At 67.7% G+C, this 24008-nt stretch carries 26 protein-coding genes and 3 tRNA genes; 20 read left to right on the forward strand and 9 right to left on the reverse strand.

What is annotated here, in order from left to right:
• Window positions 1-111: 111 nt before the first annotated feature.
• From AF1_RS24595 to AF1_RS37100, 15 genes are all read left to right on the forward strand, one after another.
• Window positions 112-333, forward strand: coding sequence for a hypothetical protein (locus AF1_RS24595; protein ID WP_131732920.1), 222 nt, complete (start codon window positions 112-114; stop codon window positions 331-333).
• 96 nt (window positions 334-429) lie between these two features.
• The gene (locus AF1_RS24600) at window positions 430-1224 is read left to right on the forward strand and encodes a hypothetical protein (RefSeq protein ID WP_067803923.1); all 795 of its coding nucleotides are present in this window, start codon (window positions 430-432) and stop codon (window positions 1222-1224) included.
• On the forward strand, window positions 1221-2324 hold the full coding sequence (locus AF1_RS24605; protein WP_131732919.1) for a hypothetical protein: 1104 nt from the start codon (window positions 1221-1223) through the stop codon (window positions 2322-2324). Before AF1_RS24600 ends, AF1_RS24605 begins: the two co-directional genes overlap by 4 nt.
• Window positions 2321-3028, forward strand: a complete 708-nt coding sequence (locus AF1_RS24610; protein ID WP_131732918.1) for a hypothetical protein — start codon at window positions 2321-2323, stop codon at window positions 3026-3028. Before AF1_RS24605 ends, AF1_RS24610 begins: the two co-directional genes overlap by 4 nt.
• A 211-nt stretch (window positions 3029-3239) precedes the next feature.
• On the forward strand, window positions 3240-3833 hold the full coding sequence (locus AF1_RS24615) for an MT-A70 family methyltransferase (protein WP_067803931.1): 594 nt from the start codon (window positions 3240-3242) through the stop codon (window positions 3831-3833).
• A 7-nt stretch (window positions 3834-3840) separates the two neighbouring features.
• Entirely contained in the window at window positions 3841-4044 is a 204-nt protein-coding gene (locus AF1_RS24620) for a hypothetical protein (RefSeq protein ID WP_067803934.1), read from the forward strand.
• A gap of 368 nt (window positions 4045-4412) precedes the next feature.
• Window positions 4413-6590: a type IV secretory system conjugative DNA transfer family protein gene (locus AF1_RS24625; protein WP_067803937.1), complete on the forward strand. Its 2178-nt coding sequence runs from the start codon at window positions 4413-4415 to the stop codon at window positions 6588-6590.
• A 193-nt stretch (window positions 6591-6783) separates the two neighbouring features.
• Entirely contained in the window at window positions 6784-7620 is an 837-nt protein-coding gene (locus AF1_RS24630; RefSeq protein WP_067803940.1) for a replication-relaxation family protein, read from the forward strand.
• Between the two features lie 21 nt (window positions 7621-7641).
• Window positions 7642-8031 (forward strand): hypothetical protein, encoded by a 390-nt coding sequence (locus AF1_RS24635; protein WP_067803942.1) that lies wholly within the window; start codon window positions 7642-7644, stop codon window positions 8029-8031.
• A 76-nt stretch (window positions 8032-8107) separates the two neighbouring features.
• Entirely contained in the window at window positions 8108-8848 is a 741-nt protein-coding gene (locus AF1_RS34770; RefSeq protein WP_131732917.1) for a hypothetical protein, read from the forward strand.
• A gap of 120 nt (window positions 8849-8968) precedes the next feature.
• Entirely contained in the window at window positions 8969-9367 is a 399-nt protein-coding gene (locus AF1_RS33670; RefSeq protein WP_165488447.1) for a helix-turn-helix domain-containing protein, read from the forward strand.
• Between the two features lie 123 nt (window positions 9368-9490).
• Window positions 9491-9868 carry a hypothetical protein gene (locus AF1_RS34775; protein ID WP_131732916.1) on the forward strand — a complete coding sequence of 126 codons (378 nt, stop codon included), beginning with the start codon at window positions 9491-9493 and terminating at the stop codon, window positions 9866-9868.
• A complete protein-coding gene (locus AF1_RS34780) occupies window positions 9852-10067 on the forward strand; it encodes a helix-turn-helix domain-containing protein (protein ID WP_131732915.1) in 216 nt (71 codons plus the stop codon). Before AF1_RS34775 ends, AF1_RS34780 begins: the two co-directional genes overlap by 17 nt.
• A complete protein-coding gene (locus tag AF1_RS33680) occupies window positions 10057-11505 on the forward strand; it encodes a tyrosine-type recombinase/integrase (protein ID WP_084263301.1) in 1449 nt (482 codons plus the stop codon). Before AF1_RS34780 ends, AF1_RS33680 begins: the two co-directional genes overlap by 11 nt.
• A 70-nt stretch (window positions 11506-11575) precedes the next feature.
• The gene (locus AF1_RS37100; RefSeq protein ID WP_084263303.1) at window positions 11576-13435 is read left to right on the forward strand and encodes a recombinase family protein; all 1860 of its coding nucleotides are present in this window, start codon (window positions 11576-11578) and stop codon (window positions 13433-13435) included.
• Here AF1_RS37100 and AF1_RS24665 read toward each other — a convergent pair.
• A tRNA-Val gene (locus AF1_RS24665) sits at window positions 13395-13466 on the reverse strand. The two genes, AF1_RS37100 and AF1_RS24665, sit on opposite strands and share 41 nt — an antisense overlap.
• Window positions 13467-13546: 80 nt before the next feature.
• Window positions 13547-13975 (reverse strand): TIGR02611 family protein, encoded by a 429-nt coding sequence (locus AF1_RS24670; protein ID WP_067803960.1) that lies wholly within the window; start codon window positions 13973-13975, stop codon window positions 13547-13549.
• A 285-nt stretch (window positions 13976-14260) separates the two neighbouring features.
• On the opposite strand from AF1_RS24670, the gene AF1_RS24675 reads away from it, so the two are divergent.
• Window positions 14261-14674 carry an SsgA family sporulation/cell division regulator gene (locus AF1_RS24675; protein WP_067803963.1) on the forward strand — a complete coding sequence of 138 codons (414 nt, stop codon included), beginning with the start codon at window positions 14261-14263 and terminating at the stop codon, window positions 14672-14674.
• Here AF1_RS24675 and sthA read toward each other — a convergent pair.
• Window positions 14671-16074 (reverse strand): Si-specific NAD(P)(+) transhydrogenase, encoded by a 1404-nt coding sequence (gene sthA / locus AF1_RS24680; RefSeq protein WP_067803965.1) that lies wholly within the window; start codon window positions 16072-16074, stop codon window positions 14671-14673. The genes AF1_RS24675 and sthA overlap by 4 nt on opposite strands.
• A 69-nt stretch (window positions 16075-16143) precedes the next feature.
• Window positions 16144-16788, reverse strand: a complete 645-nt coding sequence (locus tag AF1_RS24685) for a TetR/AcrR family transcriptional regulator (protein ID WP_242608992.1) — start codon at window positions 16786-16788, stop codon at window positions 16144-16146.
• Window positions 16789-16864: 76 nt separating this feature from the next.
• On the opposite strand from AF1_RS24685, the gene AF1_RS24690 reads away from it, so the two are divergent.
• Window positions 16865-17185, forward strand: a complete 321-nt coding sequence (locus AF1_RS24690) for a DMT family transporter (protein WP_067803967.1) — start codon at window positions 16865-16867, stop codon at window positions 17183-17185.
• 28 nt (window positions 17186-17213) lie between these two features.
• Entirely contained in the window at window positions 17214-18068 is an 855-nt protein-coding gene (gene ppgK / locus AF1_RS24695) for a polyphosphate--glucose phosphotransferase (RefSeq protein ID WP_084263302.1), read from the forward strand.
• On the opposite strand, the gene AF1_RS24700 is transcribed toward ppgK, so the two are convergent.
• The 5 genes from AF1_RS24700 to AF1_RS24720 are packed head-to-tail and all read right to left on the reverse strand — an operon-like array spanning window position 18065 to window position 23666.
• The gene (locus tag AF1_RS24700) at window positions 18065-20794 is read right to left on the reverse strand and encodes a glycoside hydrolase family 38 N-terminal domain-containing protein (protein WP_067803969.1); all 2730 of its coding nucleotides are present in this window, start codon (window positions 20792-20794) and stop codon (window positions 18065-18067) included. The genes ppgK and AF1_RS24700 overlap by 4 nt on opposite strands.
• Window positions 20785-21135, reverse strand: coding sequence for a hypothetical protein (locus tag AF1_RS24705; protein ID WP_067803971.1), 351 nt, complete (start codon window positions 21133-21135; stop codon window positions 20785-20787). Before AF1_RS24705 ends, AF1_RS24700 begins: the two co-directional genes overlap by 10 nt.
• Window positions 21136-21164: 29 nt before the next feature.
• A complete protein-coding gene (locus AF1_RS24710; RefSeq protein WP_067803973.1) occupies window positions 21165-22001 on the reverse strand; it encodes an aminotransferase class IV in 837 nt (278 codons plus the stop codon).
• On the reverse strand, window positions 21952-22965 hold the full coding sequence (locus AF1_RS24715; protein ID WP_242608991.1) for a chorismate-binding protein: 1014 nt from the start codon (window positions 22963-22965) through the stop codon (window positions 21952-21954). The genes AF1_RS24710 and AF1_RS24715 overlap by 50 nt, the downstream gene beginning before the upstream one ends.
• Window positions 22962-23666 (reverse strand): ArsR/SmtB family transcription factor, encoded by a 705-nt coding sequence (locus AF1_RS24720; protein ID WP_067803978.1) that lies wholly within the window; start codon window positions 23664-23666, stop codon window positions 22962-22964. Before AF1_RS24720 ends, AF1_RS24715 begins: the two co-directional genes overlap by 4 nt.
• Before the next feature lie 125 nt (window positions 23667-23791).
• On the opposite strand from AF1_RS24720, the gene AF1_RS24725 reads away from it, so the two are divergent.
• Window positions 23792-23863, forward strand: a tRNA-Gly gene (locus AF1_RS24725).
• A 41-nt stretch (window positions 23864-23904) separates the two neighbouring features.
• Window positions 23905-23975, forward strand: a tRNA-Cys gene (locus AF1_RS24730).
• Window positions 23976-24008: the final 33 nt, after the last annotated feature.

The raw sequence follows: 24008 nt of genomic DNA on the forward strand, positions 1-24008 counted from the left end.
CTAACCGGGGCTCGCCAGGACCTCCCATCTTATTCCCGGCCCTGGCTTCACCTCCGAATGCACTTCCCCGCATAGCGAGCACTGCATTCACTCCATAGGAAGGAGCTCTTCATGCCTCGAACCCGTTACACCCGGCTCATGCACAACCGTGACGAAACCCAGCTCAATCAGCAGCGGCGCGATCTTCGCCGTCTCGCCTGGGCGCTTCGGCGCCGGCCCGCTGAGCCCGCCGAACTTCCCATCGTCAACGAGACGAAGCAGCGCCGAGGTAACCGCATCGAGCAGAAGCGGCGGCACATGACGGTGCCCCAGGCAGTCACGCCGCAGTCGTAATTAATTCGGTACGGGTGCTGGGGACGCCGTCTTCATCACGAAGTCCTCAGCACCCCTTCTCGTCCACTCCCCCAAATCAAGAATTGGAGGTTCTTCATGTACAAGAGCCATCGTCGCCAGGTCATTAGCATCGGCGCCACGATCGCCGCTGCCGCTACCCTCGCCGCCTGCGGCACCGCCTCGTCGCCGCACGGACAGCTGGCCCAGGACAAGGCCGTCCTCGCCGGCTGCGATCACGGCAAGCCGCCCGCCTCACTGGTGGAGCTGGACGTCTCGGGCTCCAGCCTGTCCGAGGCCATCGTCAAGGAGCGGATGGCGGCCGTCGAGGCGATCGCCCGCCGCACGGCCATCTGCTCCGGCTACCTGCGGGTGTCCCTGTTCGCCGTCTCCAGCGCGGACACCACGGTGCTGTTCGATGGTCCGCTGCACCTGGACGGCGCGACCGAGAACGCGCGTCTCAAGAAGGCGCCTCGGGTGGTCGGCCAGACCATGGACACGATCGGCCGGGCGTACGGACCCGCGGCCAAGTCGATGCCGCACAGCGCCAGCGACATCATCGCGCAGTACCGCCTGGGCTCTGAGTGGATCGGGCAGCTCGGCGGCCGGTTCCAACTGCACCTGTATCTGCTGACGGACGGCTTCCAGACGGTCGGTGTCAAGATCAACCGGGCGCTGGGCAAGCAGAAGGCCGCTGAGCTAGCGGGTAAGACGAACGTGCCGAAGCTGCCCGGCGCGGTCGTCACGGTCGCCGGTCTGGGCCGCACGGCCGGGTCGCCGCCCCGGTCGGACGTCGTGGAGGGGCTCGCCCAGTACTACGACACGCTCTGCCGCAAGACGGGTGCCGCGCAGTGTGTGTCGGTCACCGATTACACCGCGGCGGGCGGCCGATGAGCGTCGTGGATCGGTTCCGGGGGTTCGGTACGGCCTCCCCGGCGGGAGCGGTCGACGCCTGGACGTGGGAGGCCGACGCGGTCGCCCTGCCCCGGCTGGACGAAGTCGACGGGCACCCCCGCCCTTCCAGTTTCGGTACCAGCTACGTCGAGCAGGAGTACCGCTGCCTGGCCGATGAGCAGGAGGTGAGCTGGCCGGCTAAGGGCGAGGCCGAGGCTCGCCGACACCAGGTGTCGGCCCGGGGCCTCGACCACCAGGCCGCCGCCGTCGAAACGCTGCTGGCCCACCAGGAGACAGAGGTACGCGAAGCCCGTGCCGATCACCAGCACGCCCTGCGGGTGCTCGCGCCGTACGTCCGGCGTGAGCCCGGTGCCAAGCTGCGGTACTGGATCTGCTGGATGGTGCTGTGGCTCGGCGACACGGCGGGCGTGTGGTCGGCGGCGGTCACCAACGGCGACGTCGTCTACATCGCCTTTGGCATCGCGCTGGCCTCGGGCCTGGCGGCGGCGTGCGCGGGACTGGTCGGCGCGGAGCTGAAGTACATCCGCATGGCTCGCACCCGGCAGCGTGATCCTGAGTCGCTGAGCAAGGATGAGCAGCGTTATCAGCGGTTGTTCGCCGGCCAGGACCTCGGGCTTCCGCTGGTCAAGCTGATCGGCCTGCTGTCGCTGTTCATTGCGGCTCTGCTGGCGGTCGCCATCTACAGCCTGCGCGCCGGGATCGAGGGCAGCGCCTCGGGGCTGACCTTCGGGCTGCTCGCCGCGGCCACGGCCATTGGCTCGGGGCTGCTGAGCTATGCCGCTGCCGATGAGGTGGCCGATCAGATCGCCGCGCACGCCAAACGGGTGCGTAAGGCCGACAAGTATTACCTCAAGCTCGCCGGGTCTCCGGCGTTGAAGATCCGTGCGCAGGCCGATGAAACAGCGCGCTCCATCCATCAGGAGCACCAGCTCCGCGGGCAGGCCGCCGGCAAGCGCGTGGAGTCGCTGTCATGGCGGGCGCAGCGGCGCAACCCGCAGGTGTTCGGCCACGGCTTTGCGGCCGGTGAGCAAAGCGGCGTGATCGGCCGCCGTGCGCGCCGGAACGGCGGTGCCGCGTGACCAAGGACGACAGGCTGCTTCCGAGCGCTCTTCTGCCCGGCCACCTGCTCGGCTCAACCGAGCCGGGCAGGCCGGCCAAAGACCCCGGGCCGAACTACCGGCTCGGTCATCCGGGTCGTCCCTCGCCAGTGCCGACGCTGCTCATCGCTGTCTTCGATGACTCCGGCTCGGTGATCGGTCTCAGGGGGAACGATCCGCTGTCGAATCGGTACGCCGAGGTGAGGCGGGCCTTCTCGGCAGTGGCACGGAAGGGTTCGCACCATGAACTCGCCGCGATCGTCCACTTCGACACCCCCTCCAGCGGTGAAGTGGGGCCCACGCCCCTCACCCGCCCCGGCCTCATCAGGCTCCGCAGGGGGCTGCGCCCGCCCGTCGACGGCGCAGGGACGAGTGAACTCGGGCCCAGCCTTGAGCGGGCGCATGAGATCGCCGAGGCGCACCCTGGTCATGAGGCGACACTGGTGGTGTTCTCCGACTTCCAGCTTTTCGATATCGACCCGGCCGAGGCGCTGTCTCGCCTCTCGGCATTCCCCGGCCGCGTCCACGCCGTCGTCCTTGGTTCCCGGCTCCCCGCGGGGGTGCTCGACCAGTGGACCACCGTCTCGTCCATCAGCCACGACTCGCCTCCTGGCGTGGTGGCGCGGGCACTTTTCGCAAGCCTGGTCACTCATCGACCGGGCGCCCGTATCACAGCCGCACCGTGAGATAGCCACGCGGCATGTCGTCCATTCCACAACGACACGTCCCCCTACCGGCACACCCATAGAAGCGGCAGTGCCGCCAGAGACGGAGAGCGTCGGTCCGGTCGAATGTTCGTCCGGAGATTCGACCGGACCGACGATTTCCAAGACTCACGCCAACCCTCATAACAAGGGTCAGGTCCTGAGCATCAGGATCGGAAAGGAGAAAATCTGCATGGAGGTATCCACGACCACACCCGCCCCGTCCAACATCCCGCAGAAGTTCCGCACCATCCTCGCCGACCCGCCCTGGGACATCCAGCAGAAGGGCGGCCGTGGAGCGGAGCGTCACTACCCCCTCATGGGTCTGGAGCGCATCAAGGCCATGCCGGTGGCTGACCTGGCCGAGGACAACGCCCACCTGTGGCTGTGGGTCACCAACGCCACGCTGCGGCACGGCTACGACGTCGCCGAAGCCTGGGGCTTCACGGTGCGCAGCCCGCTGACGTGGGTCAAGTTCTGCCTGGGCCTGGGCAACTACCTGCGTAACTCGACCGAGCACCTGCTGTTCGCCACGCGGGGGCGGGCGCCGGTGAACTTCCGGTCCCAGCCCACCTGGATCAACGCGCCGATGCAGGACCACTCCCACAAGCCCGAGGAGCAGTTCGCCGTCATCGAGCGCGTCTCGCCGGGTCCCTACCTGGAGTTGTTCGCACGGCGTCGGCCGTCGAGCACGGCTCCGTGGTTCGTCTGGGGCAACCAGATCGACGCCGACATCTCGATCCCCGGCTACCCCGTGCCCAGCGACCGGACCAAGAAGGACAGGTAGCCCGGTCATGAGCGGCGAAAAAAAGCCCGCCCCCAACCCGTTCGCGTGGGTCTTCCGTGCCAGCGTCCTGCTGCTAGGTGCGGTGATCGCACTCAACGTCGCCATCACGCTTCTCCGCCCCATCCTGCCCTGGCTGATCGCCGGGTTCGCGCTCGCCGCAACCGTCTGGATCGCCGCCGCCGTTGTCCGGTGGCGGCGCTCCCGCTGGTAGCACCTACCCCTGTCATGTGTATTCAGAGGTAGGACGTAGCGGAATTGACAACGAGGGTTGACGTGTTGCCCAAAATCAACAATAAGTGGAGGGGTGCAACCCGTTGCTTTTGGGCAACACGCAATCAGAAAGGAGGTGATGTTTGACATCAAAGCGAAACCGTAAGACGAACAGGAGGCAGCAAAAGGATCGCCGGATCTCAGTGCGGAGTGTCCGGCACGATCCACCAGACATTCGCAAGCTCTCCCGCGCCCTTATCTCCCTGGCGATGGCCGAGGCCGAACGCGAGGCCCAGGCCGAGCAAGCCGCTCGCCGAACGCCCCCAGCGGCCACCTCATCCGGCAAGCCGCAGAAGGGAGGCGCGGCACATGCCTAGCACCAGCGAACTGGTGTTCTCCCAACTCCACCTGCCCCGGCCGCTCGACGCGGCGGCGGTGACGGCGTTCCTCACCCGGCTGGCGTCCGATCGGGACGCGCCGCGGGTGGCGCTGGAACTGCGCGCCGACCACGACGGCGTACGGCACCTTCTCGGGTCTCATGCGACAGATGTCCATGTCCTGCGGCGTCTGCTGAGTGACCTGGTGCCCGGCAGTCTGCTCACCTCGGCGCCGGCGCGTCGCGATGTCGACGCCGTGGGCCGGGTGAAGGTCAGCCCGGGCGGTCTGCCGCTTCGTGCCGACCGGCCGGAGGTCATCACCAGGGCGGTGCTCTCGGCGATGGCTTCTCCGTTGAGGGAGCACGAGATTGCCGTGCTCCAGGTCGTTCTCGGGCCGCGTCGTTCTCCCCGGACCGTTCCGGCGAATGCGCCGGATCCAGAGACCACGCTTTTCGACACGCTGACCCGGGGTGAGCGCCCGGCCAGCAGCGAGACCCGCGGCCGGCTTCGGGACCGCTTGGCGCACGCGGGTTTTGCGGTGACCATCCGCATCGGGGCGGCGAGTCCGGACCGCGGCCGGCGGCGACGGTTCATCATGGGTCTGCTCGGTGCGCTGTCCACAGCGCGGAGTCCCGGCGTTCGCATCGATCTGGTGCGGCAGAAAGCCAAGGCCCTCAACGACGTCCAGTTGCCGTGGCGGTGGCCGCTGCACCTGAGTGCGCCGGAACTGGTCGGGCTTCTGGGCTGGCCGATCGGCGAGGGGGATTTCCCGGGTCTGCCAGCCGCGCACCCGAAACCGCTCCGCCCGGCCTCTGCCGTGCATACCGGCTCACGCGTCTTCGCCCAGAGTGCCGCCCCTGGTGACGACCGTCTGGTCGGCATCTCGCCGGGAGACCAGACGTTCCACGCGGTGGCGTATGGGCCGAGCGGCTCCGGCAAGACAAATGCGCTGCTGCACCTGATCATGGCCGACATCGACGCCGGACGCCCGGTGGCCGTGCTCGACCCCAAAAAGCAGCTCATCACCGATATCGCCAGCCGTATCCCCGACCACCGCCTCGACGACGTCGTCATCCTGGACGCCAGCGACGAACGGCCGGTCGGTTTCAATCCCCTCGACGTCGCCGGCCGGGACCCCGACGTGGTGGTCGACGGCATCCTGGCCGTATTCGAAGCCGTCTTCGCCGACGGGTACGGTCCCCGGACGGCCGACATCTTCTCCGCAGGGTTGCGTACCCTCGCCAGGGCCAGCACGCCGAAACGGCCGGCAACGCTCGTGGATCTGCCGCGCCTGCTCACCGACCCGCGATTCCGCCGCCGCCTGGTCGGCCGCATTCAAGGCGACATGGCACTGGCCGGCTTTTGGGCCTGGTACGAAGCACAGTCGCCCCAGGCACAAGCTGCGGCCATCGCCCCGCCGCTGAACAAACTGCGTCAGTTCCTCCTCCGCCCGGCGCTAATCCGGATGCTTGATCAGCGTTCGCGTACGTTTCGACTGCGTGACATGTTCCGTGAGAACAAGATCGTGTTGATTCCTCTTAACGAGGGACTCATCGGGCCGGGTACGGCCAGCTTGCTCGGCAGTCTGGCCATCGCCGACCTGTGGCAGGCGACCCAGGAACGCGCGAACGAACCAGATGCCGACAAACAGCCCGGCGTGGTGTACGTCGACGAGGCACCCCGATTCCTGAACCTGCCCGTCTCGCTGGCGGACGCGCTGGCGGTATCCCGGTCACTGTCGGTCGGCTGGTTCCTGGCCGCTCAGTTCCGCAGCCAGTTCCCGTCCGCGCTTCGCACGGCCGTGGACATGAACGCCCGAAGCAAGGTCGTGTTCGCCACCGAGTACGAGGACGCCCGCGACACCGCCAAGCTCAGCCGTGACCTGTCCGCCGAGGACTTCCTCGCGCTGCCGCGCTTCCACGCCTACGCCAACCTCGTCGCCGAGGGCCTCCCCTCCGGCTGGGCGCTGGTCAAGACGCTGCCACCACCACCCGTCACGACTGACCCCCAGCGGGTCTGGGAGGCCAGCCGTACCCGCTACGCCGCTCCAGCAGAGCAGCCCGACCAGGACGCCGAGAGCGCGCACCAGGACGAGCCTCGTTCTCAGCCGCAAGAGCAAGCGGCTGACACCGGCGTGGGACGTATTGGCCGAAAGCGAAGGCAGCGATGAACCAGCTACGCCCTGTACCGAACCGACTGTTCGCCCCTGTCTTCGCCCGACTGTTCGCGACCTCCACTTCTCCCCGTTCCCCCAGCTCAACGGCGATGTCCCCACCCCTTAGGGATGGGACTGACCCCCAATCCGGGGGTCAAGAACGCCAGCTTGGCGTCCGCCGGCTCACCAGGCGATCAGGAGGTGCCCGATGAGTCCTCAGGACATCACCGCCCTGCTGGACCGGCTCTCAGAGCGCGACCTTGCGGTCCTGGAGTCCCTGCGGACCTATCGCCTCCTCACCACGGCGCACATCCGCCGGCTGCACTTCACCCACGGCCACGCCTCGCTCGGGGCAGCGTCCGGCGCGACCATGCGGGTACTCACCAGGCTGGAAGAGCACGGCCTGATCGCCCGCCTTGCTCGACGCATCGGCGGGGTACGCGCAGGCTCCTCCGGGATCACCTGGCAGCTCGCCTCCACCGGCGAACGCCTGCTGCGCCGCATGCACGGCGAGACCAAGCGCCGCCGCTACGTCGAACCCTCCAGCGCCTTCGTCGCCCACACACTGGCCGTGGCCGAGCTTGCCATCCAGCTCCACGAGTTCCGCGACCAAGGCGACATCGAGCTTGTGCGCCTTGAGGCCGAGCCGCAGTGCTGGCGATCCTTCGTCAGCCCGCACGGCACGCTCGAATGGCTCAGGCCCGACCTGTTCGCCATCACCGCCAGCGGCGAGTTCGAGGACCACTGGTTCCTGGAAGCCGACCGCGCCACCGAGCATCCGCCGGAGGTCGTGCGCAAGGCCAAGGTCTACCAGCGGTACGCCGCCACAGGCGCCCACCAAGCCCGCCACGGCCTATTTCCGGCCGTCGCCTGGGTCGTCCCCGCCCCAGCCCGCCAGGAGGCCCTTGAGTCCGCCCTGGCGGCCGACAAAGCCGTACAGCCCGGCCTGTTCCACGTCGTCACCGTCGAGGGGTTCCACCGCCTCATCGCGGGAGACAGACCGGATCCGCCGGCGAACAGCCCCACGCCGGACGTCCACCAGTAAATACAGAAAGGAGGGACACCTATGGAATTACCGCCGCGCAGATCAAGGGACGATGAGCCGATCGGTCCGGAGCTTGAGCAGTTCGAGAAGGGCATCATCGACATGACCGGCATGATCGAACAAGACGATGCACTCTGCGACGTCATCTACGACGCCATCGGCGAAGCCCAAGAAGACAACGGCATTGTCCCCGAATGGGGAGCGCGAACCCTCGCCCGCGCTCTGGCCGACGAGCGCGATGATCCCTTCAGCGGCGCGCTACACCACTACGCCATCACAGGAAGAGCAGATCGCGCGGCCCTCCTCCGCGAACTTGCCGAATTTTCCAACCCGCCGCACGACGACCTCGCTCAGGAGTGGGCAGGCTGGCTTGAGGCATACGTCCGCAATCTTCCCGATAAAGATCGGTGAGCTGATCCCTTTGGGCCGCCGGCCAGGACACCGACTCCACGTAAACCAACCACTCACCATGAAAGGAGGAACTCCCATGGAAAAACCATTTAACTCACCCGACGAGAGTCCGCGAGGACCCGAAGACGAACAACTCGAACCCGGAGAGATCGATCTCACCGGAGCCATCCCGCAAGAAGAAACGCTTAGAAGTTTCATCCAAGGTGTCATCGCCGAAGTCGAAGCAAACGGCGGAGAAATCCCGGAGTGGGGCGCACAAGCGGTCGCTCGCGCATTGGCCAACCTCCGTGTCGAGCCGACCACTGGCGAACTGCACCACTTTGCGATCACCGGGCGGTTCAACAAAGAAGCGATGTTGAGTGAACTCGCCGAACTTCGCAGGCACGACCCAGAAATAACCACATGGATCATCCTCATGCGCTTTTATATCCAAAGAAGTTCAGATGACCCTGCAGCGGAGCTTGCCATCAACGAGAACCTCAGCAAGGCCGCATCCGAAACCCCGATTGAGAGCACAAGCCTGGAGGAGCTTAGCGCCTACCTTCAACTGGGGTTCATGGAATCTGATGCCAACGGCGAAGCGATCTCCCGGGAAGACGCCAGAACCCTTGCCGGGTTGCTCGCCTTCACGCTTCCGAAAGATTCCGAGATGCACCGCTTCGCCAAAACCGGCGACATCAACGCGGACGGGTTGTTGAACGAATGCCGTCAACTACAGAGCCGAACCTGGAAGAACCGAGACATCAACGAATGGATAGAGCGTCTTGCCCATTTCCTGTCAACGCACCTCGAACAGGGATCGAGCGAAGGCTCCTGACCGCCCTCAACTCGTCGCACAGAGTAGTCGCCGACCACGTTGTAGAATTGTCAACAAATGGTGCTTTTAAGCAACAATGGAGGTAAAATAGGAAAGCAAACAAAGGAGACAATAACAGACATGAAACACGACGCGCCAAAGAGATTCAGCAGCTACCTTCAAGATCTGCGGCGACAGCAAAGGCTCGGCATTCGCGAATTAGCGAGAAAGGCCGACATTAACCCGAGTGTTCTCACTCGGCTAGAACAGGGAAAAACCTCCCCGATGCCCGAGACACTCAGATCGCTGGCATCTGCTCTCGATGTGCCAACAAGTGAGATGTTCGCCGCAGCCGGATACATAACCCCTTCCGAGTTGCCGAACATCAGCACTTACCTACGGGTGCGTTACGGCGACGCCCTGGAAGAGAAAGCCATCTTGGTCGAGGAATACATCAAACGCCTTCTAGATGAAAGCACACTCGACCCCGGCGGCCCCGTCGACCTTGAAGACGAAATTGAGACACCGTCAAATCTTTAAAATCCGAGTGGGAGAAAGGAGAAGACGATAGAAGCAACCAAGCAAAGCACCGCACCTGCCAAGGAGGCCCTCCTGGCCGCTCTTCGCAGCCTCGGCCGCAACCGCGCATACTCGATGAAAGGCATGCGCCACGTCGCCGAAGCACAGGCACGCGTACTGCGCGGAGCCCTCCCCGGCCCCGCCCGCCAATTTCCCGACTACATGCCGGACATGTTTTCAAACATCACAGTGGAATACATCGCCGACCTGCCAGCGGCCGGCCTGTCTTTCTGGAACGGGCATCGTTGGCATATCCACGTACGCAAAGACGACCCCGACGATGAGCGCGCATTTACGCTACTGCATCAAATCAAGCGAATCATCGACCATCCCTTACAGCGGCAGACCACACGGTTCACAGAGGCCGATTGGCATGCCCTGGCCGACCACTTCGCTCACCAGGTGCTCAATCCCATATCAACACAAGAACGGAAGGAGGCATCCTATGAACGACACTCTTAATACAAGCCCGCCCCCGCCGCTTCTTCTCACCATCCCCGAAGCATGCGAGGCGCTGCGTGTCAGCCGCTGGCAGATCTACCGGATGATCAACGATGGCCGGTTGAAGACAGTGCGCATCGACCGAAGACGCTTCGTCACCCCGGACGATCTACAAGACCTGATCAAGGAACTACGGGAAGGAGGTACCGATGTCAGGTAAACGAGCTAACGGTGAAGGCACCATATATCAGAGGGTGGATGGACGCTACGAGTGTGCCATCATGCTGCCGACGTCGAGTGGCAGGCGAAAACGGGTTCGAGTATATGGAAATACTCGACAGGAAGCGCGCGAGAAGCTCCTTAAGGTAATCGAAGATGCCGGACGAGGAGTCTTTCCATCCGAGCGAACATGGAAGGTCGGCGAATACCTAGACTTCTGGCTGGAGCGAGAAAAGCGCCGCCCTCTCACCTTGAAGAGACACGAGACGGTCGTACGCCTTCATATTAAGCCAACCCTCGGCCACCACCGTCTGGATAGCCTGACCGTACGGATTGTGCAGAACTTTCTCGATGACCTCCTCGCCGACGGAAAGTCGGTCGCCACGATCCACCAAACACGCAAGGTACTGAGCGCCGCTCTCACCTATGCCATGCGCCAGGAGATGATTACTCGAAACGTCGCCCGCCTGGTTGAGCTTCCACGGTACAAGTCCCGCGAGGCTGAACACTGGACACCAGATGAGACCATACGATTCCTTGACGCAGCTAGCTCCGACCCGCTCTACCCCGCCTTCGTACTGCTCGCGCTCTACGGCCTGCGCCGCGGCGAAGTCCTTGGCATTAGATGGCGCGACGTGGATTTCGACCACGGTGTACTCCATATCCGCCAGCAGGTACAGCGAATTAATGGCAAACTCGAGCAGGTTGAGCTCAAGACGGAATCGAGCGAACGAGACGAACCTTTGCTTGCACAGGCTCGAGCAGCGATCCTGCGCCAGCGCAAGGATCAGGGAGAAGCTATATTCAATGCCGGCAGAGGCTGGCAAGGCACTAACGACGAGAACGAACTGGTCTTCACTACCCGCACCGGTCGGCCTCTCGAATCCCACAATCTCGCGCGATCCTTCATGCGAATCTGCAAGCAACACAATCTACGGCGCATCACCATACATGGACTGCGACACAGCAACGCCACGACACAAAAGAGCCTGCAAGTCCACTCCCGCGACATCCAAGCGATCCTCGGTCATGGCGACGTTCGAACGACGGGTATTTACGAGCACGTAGATATCGCCAGCAAGCGCAACGCACTGCAAAAAGTTGAGGAGCGTTTGTTCTCGGCAGCGGCTAACAGGGGGCGTTGCCGTCAGAGTTGCCGTCAAACCGCATCCGTAGGCACTTCGGCAGCCTCAGAGTCCCAAGAAAAGAAAACACCCACCCCCGATGGGATGGGTACTTTCTTTGGTGGCTCCTCCCAGACTCGAACTGGGGACACAAGGCTCTTCAGGCCAAATGAGACCACCTTGCAAGAGCGTCTGACCTCTATAAATCAGGCCGTACAAACACGTGCACGTACGTGGAAGTTCGGCTGTATTGCCGTCAGTTTTGCCGTCAACGACACCCACATACAACCACACACAGCAAGGAGAGCCGTGTGAGAAGGGCATTCTCCCCGAGCCTAGTATCACACAGACGACTCCACCAGGAAACCGCGAAAGGAGGGCCGGTATGACAAGTGCCTACGACGATTCCCATTTCACACCGTACAACCCCAACGACCACCTGGCATCGCCTACTCCCGAACTGCTCGATGAAATAGAGTCGGCAACCGACCTCTCCACTGCGCCGGGCAAACGCTCGGTCCGCTACCTGCGCGTCTCCTCCCGCCGCCAGATGGACACCGACTCCGATGTGGTAGCCGACGGTAACAGCATCGACTCCCAGCGCAAGGCCACCAGCGCCAAGGAGCAAGCACTGGGCCTGACCAACGTCGATGAGTACATCGAGCCCGGCAGCTCGGGGCAGAGCATCGCTGGACGGCCCGAGTTCCAACGGCTCCTGCGGCGCATCGTCCGGAACCGCGACATCGACTACGTCGTCGTGGACATGCGCTCCCGCGCGTTCCGCAACTTCGCCGACGGCGCGCTCATCAAACGCGAACTGGCCAAGCTCGGCGTCAAGGTCATCTCCGCCCACGAGGACTTCGGCGAGGGCATCATGGCCGACGCCATGGAGGCCATCACCGACATCTTCAACGAAGTCCAGGTCCGCCTCAACGGCCAGGACATCAAGAACAAGATGCGCAACAAGGCCCTCAACGGCGGCACGGTCGGCCGTGCGCCCCTCGGCTACCTCAATGTCCGCCGCTTCCTCGACGGCAAGGAGATCCGCACCGTAGCCACCGACCCTGAGCGCGCTCCTCTGATCCGCCTCGCCTTTGAGCTCTACGCCACCGGTGACTGGACTCTGGCAGACCTCAACGAAGAACTCTACGACCGCGGCCTGCGCACCCGTCCGACACCACGTCGGCCCGCGCGCCAGGTGTCAGAGAGCAGGCTGTCGCAGATACTGCGGGACCGGTACTACCTCGGCTACGTCACCTACGACAGTGAGGAGATCGAGGGCCGCCACGAGCCGCTGGTGGATGAAGACCTTTTCGAGCACGTCCAGGACATCCTGGAGGCCCACGCGGTCGCCGGGGAGCGTCGGCGCGTTCACCATCACTACCTCAAGGGAACCGTGTTCTGCGGCTACTGCTGGAAGAACGGCGTCACCCAACGTCTGGTCATCCAGCAGGTCGTCAAACATGACGGCAGCCAGTACAGCTACTTCTTCTGCCGTCGCCGTCGCGACGGATCCTGCACCGCTCCGCACATCGGCACTCACCGGATAGAAGAAGCCGTCGCCGAGCACTATCGCCAGATCCGCTTCTCCTCTGCCTTCATCGCCGAGGTTCGCGAGCACATCAACCAGGCCATCGCCGACGAAGAACATGACGCCCGGCTGCTCAGGCAGCAGCTCACCACAGAACTCCAGGCCCTGGACACCCAAGAGGACAACCTGATCGAGCTGGCAACCAGCGGTGCCGCTCAAGCCAAGATCAAGACCAAGCTTCGCCAGATCGAACGCCACCGGCAGCGACTCAGGGACCGCCTCACCGTCACCAATGAGGACCTGTCCGACAGCGCCCGCCTGATCGACATCTGCCTGCGGCTGCTGGAAGACCCCCACACGCTCTACCAGCGCTGCGACGACCACCAGCGCCGGCTGCTCAACCAGGCGGTCTTCCATGCGATCTACGTCGAAGAGGAGGACGTCGCCGGGAACCAGTTGCAGCAGCCCTTCGCTCGCCTCCACGGCCTCCAGGAGGCCCGACGGCAGGCCGCCACCGACAAGCCCGACCCGGGAGCCTCCATCACCTCCACACAGCCCGACAGCGTCAGCAGGGCCGCCTCCCGTGGGGGAGGCGGCCCTGCTGACGCTTCTAGTCTGCGGCTCCTACTGGACCGCATAGAACTGGTCCAGGGTTCTAATAAGACCTATAAGGTGGGCGATACTGGGTTCGAACCAGTGACCTCTTCGGTGTGAACGAAGCGCTCTCCCACTGAGCTAATCGCCCTGGTGGCCGCCGCTCGGCGGGGCCGACGTCGGAAACTCTAGCGCATGTTGGGGGGTCGCCGCGCATCGAGCGCGGGGGCGTCAGGTCCAGAAGGTGGGGTCGTCGATGTTCCAGGGGAGGGTGACGCCGTAGACGACCAGGTAGGCGGCCACGGCGGCGGCGACGAGGACGGCCGTGAGGGTGCCCAGGACGGTGTTGCGGCGGCGTTTGCGGGGGTCCAGGGCCTTTTCCTTGGCACGGTCGGCGGCGGTCTTGGCGCGGTGGAGGGCGCGCTGGGCCCAGGCGAATTCCGTGGCGAGGATCGCCAGGCCGATGACGATGCCGAGCAGGCCGGGGCCGGGGGTGACCATCATGACCAGGCCGCCGGTGAGGACGGCCGCGCCGACGGTGAAGACGCCGAGGCGCCAGGCGGTGTTGAGGAGCGGGTTGCGTCGCACCAGCTCGCGGAAGCGGTGGAACGGTCCCGGTTCCCCCGGGGGCGGGGCGACCTTTTCGTGATTGATTGCCACAGATTTACCTTAGGCGAGAAGCCCAGCTCGCGGGACGTCGGAGAGCGCGCGGTTCGTCCTGCATTGGGGGCAGGCAGGGCGTCTCCAGGGTTCCGCAAGATCCGCTTTTGCGCAGGTCAGACGCTGGTTTTGCTACGGTGAGATGGATCACAAAGGCCGGGGACGCCGGAATGTTCCGCCGAGATCAGGCAGTTAGGCGTCATAGATCGCGGGGATGTCGGGAGGGGGAGAACCACCCACCGGAGCACCCGCGAGCCAGCGGGACCGACGTAAGAGGGAATGGCCATGAACAGCAGTACCACCGTCTCAGCGCAGCTGGGCCTTCGTCTCGTCGTCCCCGACCGCACGACCGTCCCTCTGCTCGCCGGGCTGGAGTACGCGGCCGACGACCCGTATGCGATCCGGATGGCCTTCTACGTGGGCGACGACGAGCCGGTGGAGTGGATCTTCGCCCGGGAGCTCCTCACGGTCGGCATCGTGCGCCGGGTCGGGGACGGGGACGTCGAGGTCTGGCCGGCCGACGACGACGGGGCGCTCAACCTCGCACTGTCGTCCCCGTTCGGGGACGCGCTGTTCGAGGTGCCGCTGTCGCCGCTCGCCGACTTCCTGCACCGCACCTACCAGGCCGTGCCCGCGGGGGAAGAGAGCGAGTTCATCGACATCGACGCCGAGCTGGAGAACCTGCTCTGGCCGTCCTAGCCGGACAGGCGGGCGACGTGGCGCATCTTGTTCATCGCGTCCAGGGCGGCGACCTTGTAGGACTCGGCCAGGGTCGGGTAGTTGAACACCGCGTTGACCAGGTAGTCGACGGTGCCGCCGCAGCCCATGACCGTCTGGCCGATGTGGACGAGCTCGGTGGCCCCGGTGCCGAACACGTGGACGCCGAGGAGACGGCGGTCCTCCGGTGAGACGAGGAGCTTCAGCATCCCGTAGGAGTCTCCGATGATCTGGCCGCGGGCGAGCTCGCGGTAGCGGGAGACGCCCACTTCGAAGGGGACCTTGGCCTCGGTGAGGGCGTCCTCGGTGCGGCCGACGAAGCTGATCTCGGGGATCGTGTAGATGCCGATGGGCTGGGTCTCGTGGATCTCCGAGACGGGCTCGCCGCAGGCGTGGTGGGCGGCGAGGCGGCCCTGCTCCATCGAGGTGGCGGCGAGGGCCGGGAAGCCGATCACGTCCCCGACCGCGTAGATGTGCGGGACGTCGGTGCGGTAGTCGTCGTCGACCTTGATGCGGCCGCGGTGGTCGGCGGTGAGCCCGGCGGCGTCCAGGTCGAGGCCCCCGGTCATGCCCTGCCGTCCGGCCGAGTACATCACGGTGTCGGCGGGGATGCGCTTGCCGCTCTCCAGGACGGTGATCGTCCCGTCCGGCATCCGCTCGACGGACGCGACCGACTCGCCGAACCGGAACGTGACGGCCAGGTCGCGCAGATGGTACTTGAGCGCCTCGACGATCTCCAGGTCGCAGAAGTCCAGCATCCGCTCGCGGCGTTCGACGACGGTGACCTTGGTGCCGAGGGCGGCGAACATGGAGGCGTACTCGATGCCGATGACGCCCGCGCCGACGACGACCATGGTCTCCGGGATGCGGTCCATGTGGATGATGCCGTCGGAGTCGATGATCGTCCGGTCGTCGAAGTCGACGGTGTCGGGCCGCGCCGGGCGGGTGCCGGTCGCGATCACGATGCGGTCGGCGGTGACCCTCCGCTCGCGGCCCCCGGCGCCGGTGATCCCGATGACGTTGGGTTCCAGGAAGCGTCCCGTGCCCGGCAGGACGGTGACGTGGTTGCGGGCGAGCTGGTTGCGGACGACGTCGGTCTCCCGGCCGATGACGTGCTGGGTCCGCATCCCGAGGTCGGCGACGGTGATCTCGTTTTTGACCCGGTAGCTCTGCCCGTAGAGCTCGCGCTGGTTGAGGCCGGTCAGGTACATCACGGCCTCGCGCATCGTCTTGGACGGGATCGTCCCCGTGTTGATGCAGACGCCGCCGATCATCTCGTGGCGGTCGACGATGCCGACCTTGCGGCCCAGCTTGGCGGCGGCGATGGCCGCGCGCTGCCCGCCGGGCCCGGACCCGAGCACGAGGAGATCAAAGTCGTTCACGTCCCCAGTGTGACGGTTCGCCCCCTTCCCGATATAGGTTTTGGACTGATTGGTCACAGTGCGTCCGGTTCAGGACGTGAGCAGGCCGTCGGCCAGCGCGTCCAGGCCGGCCTTGATGCGGTCGAGCGGCATCCCGCGGGTGCGCCGCTGATGGACGAACAGGTTGGCGGCGAGGGGCGCCAGGAGCGCGTCGGCGAGGTAGGCGGCATCGGCGCCGGGACGGATCCGGCCGAGCAGCATGGCCACATGCATGTGGTAGAGCTCGTATGAGCCGTCCCGGAAGCGGGCGCCGGGCGGGTCGGCCTCGGCCGTGACCAGCAGGTCGGCCTGCGCCTCGGTGCGGTCGGCGAGGGCGTGCAGGAACGCGCGCAGACGGTCGGGCGGGGACGCGCCGGGGCCGAGGGGCGGCGGGCCGTGCAGGAAGGCGGCCTGGAAGTCGCGCTCGCGGTCGTCGATCACCGCGTAGACGAGCCGGGCGCGGTCGCCGAAGCGCCGGTAGACGGTGCCGACGCCGACGCCGGCGGTCCGCGCGACCTCGTCCATGGACAGCGCGTCGACGCCGTGCTCGGCGATCAGCTCGGCGGCGGCGCGCAGGATCCGGCGGCGGTTGTGGGCGGCGTCGGCGCGTTCGGCGGGCGGGCGGCCCGCGACCGGCAGGTCCCGCATGTCGGCCTCCGTCCCGGGGATGTGCTCGGGCAGGCTACCGGAGCGCACTCCGGTTCACGGTTGTATCCGGAACATTCTCCGGTTAATCTCAAGCGGAGTTTTCTCCGGATAATGGGGGCATGGTATGGCCTGGGTCTTCCTGCTGATCGCATCGCTGATGGAGCTGGTCTGGGCGACGGCCCTGAAGGAGTCCGACGGCCTGACGAAGCTCTGGCCCACCGTCATCGGCCTCACGGTCGCGCTGTTCAGCGTCGTCATGCTGTCGCTGTCGCTGCGCACCCTGCCGGTCGGCACCGCCTACGCGGTCTTCGTCGGGGTGGGCGCGCTCGGCGTCGCGCTGGTCGGCATGATCGCGCTCAACGAGAGCGCATCGCCGATCCGCGTGGCGTTCCTCGCGCTCATCCTGATCGGTGTGGTCGGCCTGCAATTCGTCGAGGGCTCTTAGCGCACCCAAGATCGGGCAGAGTGTCGGCATGGCAAGGGAGATGCTGGGGATCGACATCGGCGGGTCGGGGATCAAGGGGGCGCCGGTCGACCTGTCCGACGGCTCGTTCACGCGGGACCGGTTCCGGATCGCCACGCCGCACCCGGCCAGGCCGAAGCCGGTCGCGAAGGTCCTCGCCCGGATCGTGGAGCATTTCGGGTGGGACGGGCCGGTCGGCGTCACCTATCCCGGCGTGGTGATCGACGGTGTGGCGATGTCGGCGGCGAACGTGTCCAGGCGCTGGCTCGGGGTGGACGCGGCGTCCCTGCTCGCGGACGTCACCGGCCGCGAGATCACGCTGCTCAACGACGCGGACGCGGCCGGGGTGGCGGAGCTGCGGTTCGGCGCGGGACGCGACCGGCGCGGCACGGTCGTCCTGCTCACGCTGGGGACGGGCATCGGCAGCGCGCTGTTCACCGACGGCGTCCTCGTCCCGAACACCGAGTTCGGGCACCTGCAGATCGACGGGAAGGACGCCGAGGTGCGCGCGTCCGCGAAGGCGCGCACGGAGGATAACCTCGGCTGGTCCACGTGGGCGAAGCGGCTGAGCGCGTACCTGGCCCACCTGGAAGCGCTGATCTCCCCCTCGCTGATCATCGTCGGCGGCGGGGTGAGCCGCAAGTCCGAGCATTTCCTGCCGCGGATCACGGGGGTGCGGGCCGAGATCGTCCCGGCGCAACTGGTGAACAACGCGGGCATCGTGGGCGCGGCGATGGCGGCGGCCGCGGCGCATCCGGCGCAGACCGCCGAGCCCGCGCCATACGCGGTCCGGGCGGCCGGGGCGACCGGCGGGCCGCAGCGCGAGCGCGGCACCGCCGAGGCCGCCCGCCGGAACGCCCGTTAGGACGCCCGGAGCCGGACGGTCGCGATCTCCCAGGGCCGCAGCGCCAGCATCGCCGTCCCGGCGTGCACGTCGAGCCGGGCGCCGGGGCGTCCGCGCAGGTCGACGCGGACGGCCTCGGTGAAGCCGCCGCGCAGGACGGCCGTGGTGGGCTCGGCGCATTCGGCGACCATCCGGGTCTCGATCCAGCCGTCGCGGGGGCGCAGCGAGGTCATGACCACGCCGTCCCCGGTGATCGCGACGCCCTCCCGGGACGCCGGGGCGGGCACGGAGGCGTGCCCGTATCCGGCGGCGGTGAGAAGGTCGTGGCAGTACGCCTCGGCCGCTCGGAGCACCTCGGTTCCGGGCCGTCCGCCGTCGTAGGGCATGATCGCCATCCCGACCGCCCGCTCGCCGCGGCACTGCGCGGCGGGGGTCGCGAGCTGCGGGCCGGCGGGCTGGTCACGGTAGGTGTTGCGGTCCCGGGACAGGTGGCCGACCGCGCGCAGCAGCGTGAGGGCCATCTCCTGCCCCGACCCGGAGATCTCGTACTCGGTGACGTGCTCCAGCAGGACGGCGAGGCCGCCCGCGGCGACGAACCCGGACGCGGGGTACGCCGGCACGGGACGCTCCCCGAAGCCGCCCTCGGCCCTCAGCCCCCGCTCGACGATCGCGAACTGGCCCTCGGCGAACGACGAGCCCGCCCGGCGCGGCAGCGACAGGTGCAGCCGGACACGGTGGTCGTCGCAGCGGTTGTCGAACGTGACGCGCAGCCGCAGGAACGGCTCACCGGCGCGCAGTTCGGCGCGGGTGGTGACGGTCACGTGCTCCTCGTCGTCCGAGCGCGTCCCGGCCTCCAGGTCACCGGAGGCCGGCCACCGGTACGTCCGGACGATGTCGAGCACGGCGACCAGCGGCCCGGCCCGCACGGGTCGCACGTCCACGGTCAGCGGATCGCCGACGATCCGGTCGTGGGCCGGCGGCGCGTAGTTGTAGGAGTCGCCCAGATCACCGTCGTCCACGATCCGCCCCACGCCCTCGACGACGCGGCCGGACGGGGTGCGCAGCCCGAGCGACCCGTCGGCGTGCACATCGGCGCGCAGCAGGCCGTTGTCGAGGGCGTTCCCGTCCACCGTCACCGGGACCGTCACTGGAGCGTTCCCGGCCCGCGCGGCGGGCACGGGCCGGACGGACGTCAGCCCCAGCGGCGGCACCTCGACGAGCGCGGCGACCGTGCGGCGGGGGTCGGCCAGGATGCGGACCCGCCACTCCCCCTCGGCGTCCCGCAGCGCCTCGCGCACCGCACCGATGTCGAACGGGACGTCGGCGCGGGACGTCACGTGGAAGGTGAGCGCGCGGTCCCGGTGCGACACCGCCCAGTCGCGGATCTCCTGCCCGAACAGCACCCGCCCGTACACGCGCTCCAGCAGGACCGGCAGCTCCGAGGCGGGGTGGACGGCGTCGTCCAGCACGGTCGGCGCGATCTCCAGCGTCTGCACGGGCACCGGCCGCCCGTCCCCCGTCACCAGCCCCGGCTCCCCTTCGCACGGAATGTCCAGGGTGACCAGGCCGGTGCGCGGGGCGGGGGTCGGGTTGAACACCAGGTGCGAGCCGAGCGGCGCGGAGGCGGCCAGTTCGGCGGTGACGAGGTCGCAGACGGCGCGTCCGAGCTGCTCGGCCTCGGCCATGTGCGCCGCGACCTGCTCGGCGGTCTCGTCGCAGCCGCAGCCGGTGACCGAGTCGTGGCAGCTCACCTCGATGAGGCGGCGCCAGGCCAGGTCGAGGAACGTGCGCGCGTCGCCCGCGTACCAGAGCGCGGTCAGCGGCTCGGCGTACCGTTCGACGAGCCGCTCGGCGCGTCCCATCAGCTGCTTGAGCCGGACGCGGGCGGAGATCACCCCGGGCAGGATGTTGGCGCGGGCGTGCGAGCGCAGCTCGCCGCGGACGCGCGGCAGGCCGTCCACGGACGGGTCCTCCCCCGCGAAGTAGCCGGCGAGGGTGTCCAGGCGCATGGCGGACCCGGCGGCGGCGATCCGGTCGGGGAGGTCCGCGGCGGGCGCGGTGTGGTCGGCCCCGTACATGGCCAGCAGCGGGCCGCCGTGCGGATACCAGCGGCCCATCGCGGCCGCGAACCCGGCGACGCGGCCGGGCGCGGGCGCGCCGCCCCCGGGCTCCCCCGGCTCCTCGAACATCGACGCGGCGTTGCCGTAGCCGCCCTCCGGCAGGTAGCGGGTGCGGATCGCCGTCCCGTCCGGTGCCTGCCAGGCGAACGCGCAGGTCCGGATGCGGCCGGGGACGCCGCGCCACACGCAGGCGTGCTCGATCCCGGCGAGCTTCAGGATCTGCGGCATCTGCGCGCAATGCCCGAACTGGTCGGGCAGGTAGCCGACCATCATCACGGCACCGAGTTCCGCCGCGTTCCGCATCCCGAGTTCCAGGTTGCGGATCATGTTCTCGCCCGAGGACAGGAACTCGTCGTGGAGGATCTGCCAGGGCCCGACGGCGAGCCGCCCCTCCCGGACGAGCGCGGCCACCCGGTCCCGCCGTTCGGGACGGACCTCCAGGTAGTCGTCGACCGCCGCCATCTGCCCGTCCAGCGTGAAGCGCCAGCGCGGATCGGCCTCCATCCGGTCGATGACGCCGTCGAGCAGGGACACCAGGCGGAGCCGGAAGCGCTGGAACGGCAGGTACCACTCGCGGTCCCAGTGCGTGTGCGGCACGACGACGATCTCGGAATCCGCTACCCGCACAGTGCGATCACCTCGCTCTCGTGGCTCTCCAGATGGTGCATTCCCGGACGATCAGCCGGTATCCGGTGGAGCCCGAGCCAGACGTGCCATGTGCCCGGTTCAAGCTCCCCTGGCAAGTACCCGGACGTCGCCCGGACGGCGCTTATCACGTACTGGGAACGCGCCCCGCCGGACCAGCCGCGGAACCCGCCGGGGCCATGGCACCCCAGATCGATGACACCTTCCGCATAGGACAGCTCGACCGTGACCGAGGCCGTACCCGGCGGGACGTCGAAGGGCAGTTCGCGGAGCCCCCGCTCAAGGCGGTCTTCCAGGCTCCAGCGCCCCCGGTGAACGGTCATCCCCGTCCCCCGTCCCCCGTCCTTTTCGATCAGGGGTCCATGAGCTCGGCGGAGCGGGCGGCGAACACCTCCATGGCCTTCGCGGTGACCGGGCCCGGGGCGGCCGGGAGGACCGTGCCGTCCACCGCCCGGACCGGCTGGACGTCGCGGGTCGTGGAGACCAGGAACGCCTCGTCCGCGCGGTACAGGTCGTCCAGCGCGATGTCCTCCTCCTCGCCGCCGCACCACTCCAGCGTCAGCGCGCGCGTCACCCCGGCCAGGCAGCCCGACGACAGCGGCGGCGTGACGAGCCGCCCGCCGAGGACCACGAAGATGTTGCTGCCCGTCCCCTCGCACAGGTTCCCGGCCGTGTTGCCGAAGATCGCCTCGCCGCCGCCGCGCTCCTTGGCGTGGGCGAGCGCGAGGGCGTTCTCCGCGTAGGACGTCGTCTTGAGGCCGGCCAGCGCGCCGCGCTCGTTGCGCGGCCACGGCACGACCGTCACGTCCGCCGTCGCGGGGAACGGGTCCTGCGGGCCGGCGATGATCGACACCGTCGGGCCCGCGTCACCGCGCGCGGAACCGAGCGGGCCCGGACCGCTCGTGTAGGTGATGCGGATCCGGGCGAGCGGCCACTTCGGCGCGGCGGCCAGCACCTCCAGGGTGCCCTGGGCGAGGACGTCGTGGTCGGGCTCGGGCAGGCCGAGGCCGGCCGCCGAACGCGCCAGCCGGCGCAGATGCCGGGTCAGCGCGAACGGCTCCCCGTTCGTCGCCTTCACCGTCTCGAAGACCCCGTCCCCGACGAGCATCCCGTGATCGAAGACCGACACCGTCGCCCGCTCAGGGTCGAGCAGTTCCCCGTTCAGCCAGATCTTGGCCTGCGCCGTCACCGGAAGCCACCTCCAAAAGCCGAGCCGCCTTCAGCTCGGTCTCGCGCCATTCACGATGTGGATCGGATCCCCACGTGATGCCCGCGCCGGTGCCGAACCGGAGCAGGCCCCCCTCCGCCCAGAAACTCCGGATGCCCACCGCGAGGGCACCACGGCGGGAGTCCGCGTCCACCCAGCCGATGGCCCCACAGTACGGGCCCCGGGGGACGGGTTCGAGTTCTTCCAGCAGCCTCAGCGCACTCGACTTCGGGGCACCGGTCACCGAACCGGGAGGAAACGTCGCGGCGAGCAGGCCGGGCCAGCCTCCGGTCACCCGCGCCCGGACGGTCGACACCAGGTGAACGAGCCCCGGATGCTCTTCGAGCACGCACAACTCCGGCACCGTCACCGAACCGACCCGCGCGACCCGTCCCAGGTCGTTCCGGACCAGGTCGACGATCATCACGTTCTCGGCATGGTCCTTGGGCAGCAGGTCACCGGGGGTCTCGCCGGTCCCCTTGATCGGACGGGACTCCACCACATCCCCGTCCCTCGACAGGTACAGCTCAGGCGAAGCGGACGCGACCTCCAGTCCCGGGATGCTGAGCGTCATCGCATACGGCGCAGGGTGGCGTTCGGCCAGCCTCGCGCCGAGCCCCGCGATCTCGGCGCCGGCCGGCAACCCCGCCTCCAGGACGCGGCAGAGGTTGGCCTGGTAGACGATGCCGTCCGCGATCGCCTCCCGGATGCGCTCGACTCCGGCGACGTACGCGGCCTCGTCCAGGGAACTCGTCCACTCCCCCGGCGCGACCCACACACCCCCCGGATGAGGCGCACGCCGGACGGTTTCGAACCGGGCGCACGTGACCTTCCCCTCGTAGGTCACCACGACGGCCCACCAGCCCCCGGAGTCGAGCGCGGCCGGATCGCTCGTCACCTCGGCGAGCCCCGTCGCCAGCAGACCCCCCGCGTACGCGAAGTTCACGGCAGCACACACCCGAACGAATCCGCGAGCCCCCCGTGCCCCACGTCGGTGACGACCAGCGCCCGCCGCGTCGAGCCCCGCTCGAACCAGCCCAGCTCGATCATCCGGCCCGTCAGCGCCGCGCCCAGCGCCCCGCCCAGATGCGGGCTCCGCTCCGTCCAGTCAAAGCACCCCCAGGCGAACCGCCGCCGCGACCTCCGCAACACCGCGACATCCAAGCCCAGCGCCCCCAGCCGCTCCTCACCCTTCTCCGTCACCTCGTAGGCGTCCCCGCCGTCCGCCTCGATCAGGCCGCCGCCCACCAGCGCCGCGAACAACGCCACACCCGCCACCCCCGCCAAATGGTCGTAGCACGTCCGCGCCTCGTGCAGCCGCCGCGCATCCCGCGACTGCCGCAGGCTCCGCGCCCGCACCGGCGGGCTGATCCGCGACAACGCCTCGATGACCAGCGCGACCTCACTCCCCCGCAGCCGGTAGTACCGGTGCCGGCCCTGCTTCACCACCGTCACCAGCCCGCCGTCCAGCAGCCGCCCCAGATGCGCGCTCGCCGTCTGCGCGCTGACCCCCGCCGTCCGCGCCAACTCCCCCGCCGCCAGCGGACGCCCATCCAGCAGCGCCGTCAGCATCGCGGCCCGCGCCCGATCCGCCAGCAACGCCGCCACCGGCGCAAAGTCCGCACTCAGGACATGTTCCGAGCCCATGCCCCCGACCCTAAGCGACCCATCCTTCGACACCCGCCGAAGCATCCCCGCACCCCCGCCGCGAAACCCGGTTTGGGGAACGGCCTCCAACGCGCTAAAGTTTTCCCCGTCGCCGCAAGGCGCACGCGGAAGTGGCTCAGGGGTAGAGCATCACCTTGCCAAGGTGAGGGTCGCGGGTTCAAATCCCGTCTTCCGCTCTGAGGGGCCTTTCAGGCTATGACCCAGAAGGTCTCATTCTGGTGGAGTGGCCGAGAGGCGAGGCAACGGCCTGCAAAGCCGTGTACACGGGTTCAAATCCCGTCTCCACCTCAACGCCGTACCTCCCCCGGAGGCCACGGAAAC

Source organism: Actinomadura formosensis NBRC 14204 (assembly GCF_001552155.1).
Taxonomy (GTDB): domain Bacteria; phylum Actinomycetota; class Actinomycetes; order Streptosporangiales; family Streptosporangiaceae; genus Spirillospora; species Spirillospora formosensis.

What these genes read in the sequence shown, in the direction of transcription:
- AF1_RS24595 (WP_131732920.1), top strand. Translation starts at nt 112, where the DNA reads ATGCCTCGAACCCGTTACACCCGGCTCATGCACAACCGTGACGAAACC.
- AF1_RS24600 (WP_067803923.1), top strand. Translation starts at nt 430, where the DNA reads ATGTACAAGAGCCATCGTCGCCAGGTCATTAGCATCGGCGCCACGATC.
- AF1_RS24605 (WP_131732919.1), top strand. Translation starts at nt 1,221, where the DNA reads ATGAGCGTCGTGGATCGGTTCCGGGGGTTCGGTACGGCCTCCCCGGCG.
- AF1_RS24615 (WP_067803931.1), top strand. Translation starts at nt 3,240, where the DNA reads ATGGAGGTATCCACGACCACACCCGCCCCGTCCAACATCCCGCAGAAG.
- AF1_RS24620 (WP_067803934.1), top strand. Translation starts at nt 3,841, where the DNA reads ATGAGCGGCGAAAAAAAGCCCGCCCCCAACCCGTTCGCGTGGGTCTTC.
- AF1_RS24625 (WP_067803937.1), top strand. Translation starts at nt 4,413, where the DNA reads ATGCCTAGCACCAGCGAACTGGTGTTCTCCCAACTCCACCTGCCCCGG.
- AF1_RS24630 (WP_067803940.1), top strand. Translation starts at nt 6,784, where the DNA reads ATGAGTCCTCAGGACATCACCGCCCTGCTGGACCGGCTCTCAGAGCGC.
- AF1_RS24635 (WP_067803942.1), top strand. Translation starts at nt 7,642, where the DNA reads ATGGAATTACCGCCGCGCAGATCAAGGGACGATGAGCCGATCGGTCCG.
- AF1_RS34770 (WP_131732917.1), top strand. Translation starts at nt 8,108, where the DNA reads ATGGAAAAACCATTTAACTCACCCGACGAGAGTCCGCGAGGACCCGAA.
- AF1_RS33670 (WP_165488447.1), top strand. Translation starts at nt 8,969, where the DNA reads ATGAAACACGACGCGCCAAAGAGATTCAGCAGCTACCTTCAAGATCTG.
- AF1_RS34775 (WP_131732916.1), top strand. Translation starts at nt 9,491, where the DNA reads ATGCGCCACGTCGCCGAAGCACAGGCACGCGTACTGCGCGGAGCCCTC.
- AF1_RS34780 (WP_131732915.1), top strand. Translation starts at nt 9,852, where the DNA reads ATGAACGACACTCTTAATACAAGCCCGCCCCCGCCGCTTCTTCTCACC.
- AF1_RS33680 (WP_084263301.1), top strand. Translation starts at nt 10,057, where the DNA reads ATGTCAGGTAAACGAGCTAACGGTGAAGGCACCATATATCAGAGGGTG.
- AF1_RS37100 (WP_084263303.1), top strand. Translation starts at nt 11,576, where the DNA reads ATGACAAGTGCCTACGACGATTCCCATTTCACACCGTACAACCCCAAC.
- AF1_RS24675 (WP_067803963.1), top strand. Translation starts at nt 14,261, where the DNA reads ATGAACAGCAGTACCACCGTCTCAGCGCAGCTGGGCCTTCGTCTCGTC.
- AF1_RS24690 (WP_067803967.1), top strand. Translation starts at nt 16,865, where the DNA reads ATGGCCTGGGTCTTCCTGCTGATCGCATCGCTGATGGAGCTGGTCTGG.
- ppgK (WP_084263302.1), top strand. Translation starts at nt 17,214, where the DNA reads ATGGCAAGGGAGATGCTGGGGATCGACATCGGCGGGTCGGGGATCAAG.
- AF1_RS24705 (WP_067803971.1), bottom strand. Translation starts at nt 21,135, where the DNA reads ATGACCGTTCACCGGGGGCGCTGGAGCCTGGAAGACCGCCTTGAGCGG.
- AF1_RS24720 (WP_067803978.1), bottom strand. Translation starts at nt 23,666, where the DNA reads ATGGGCTCGGAACATGTCCTGAGTGCGGACTTTGCGCCGGTGGCGGCG.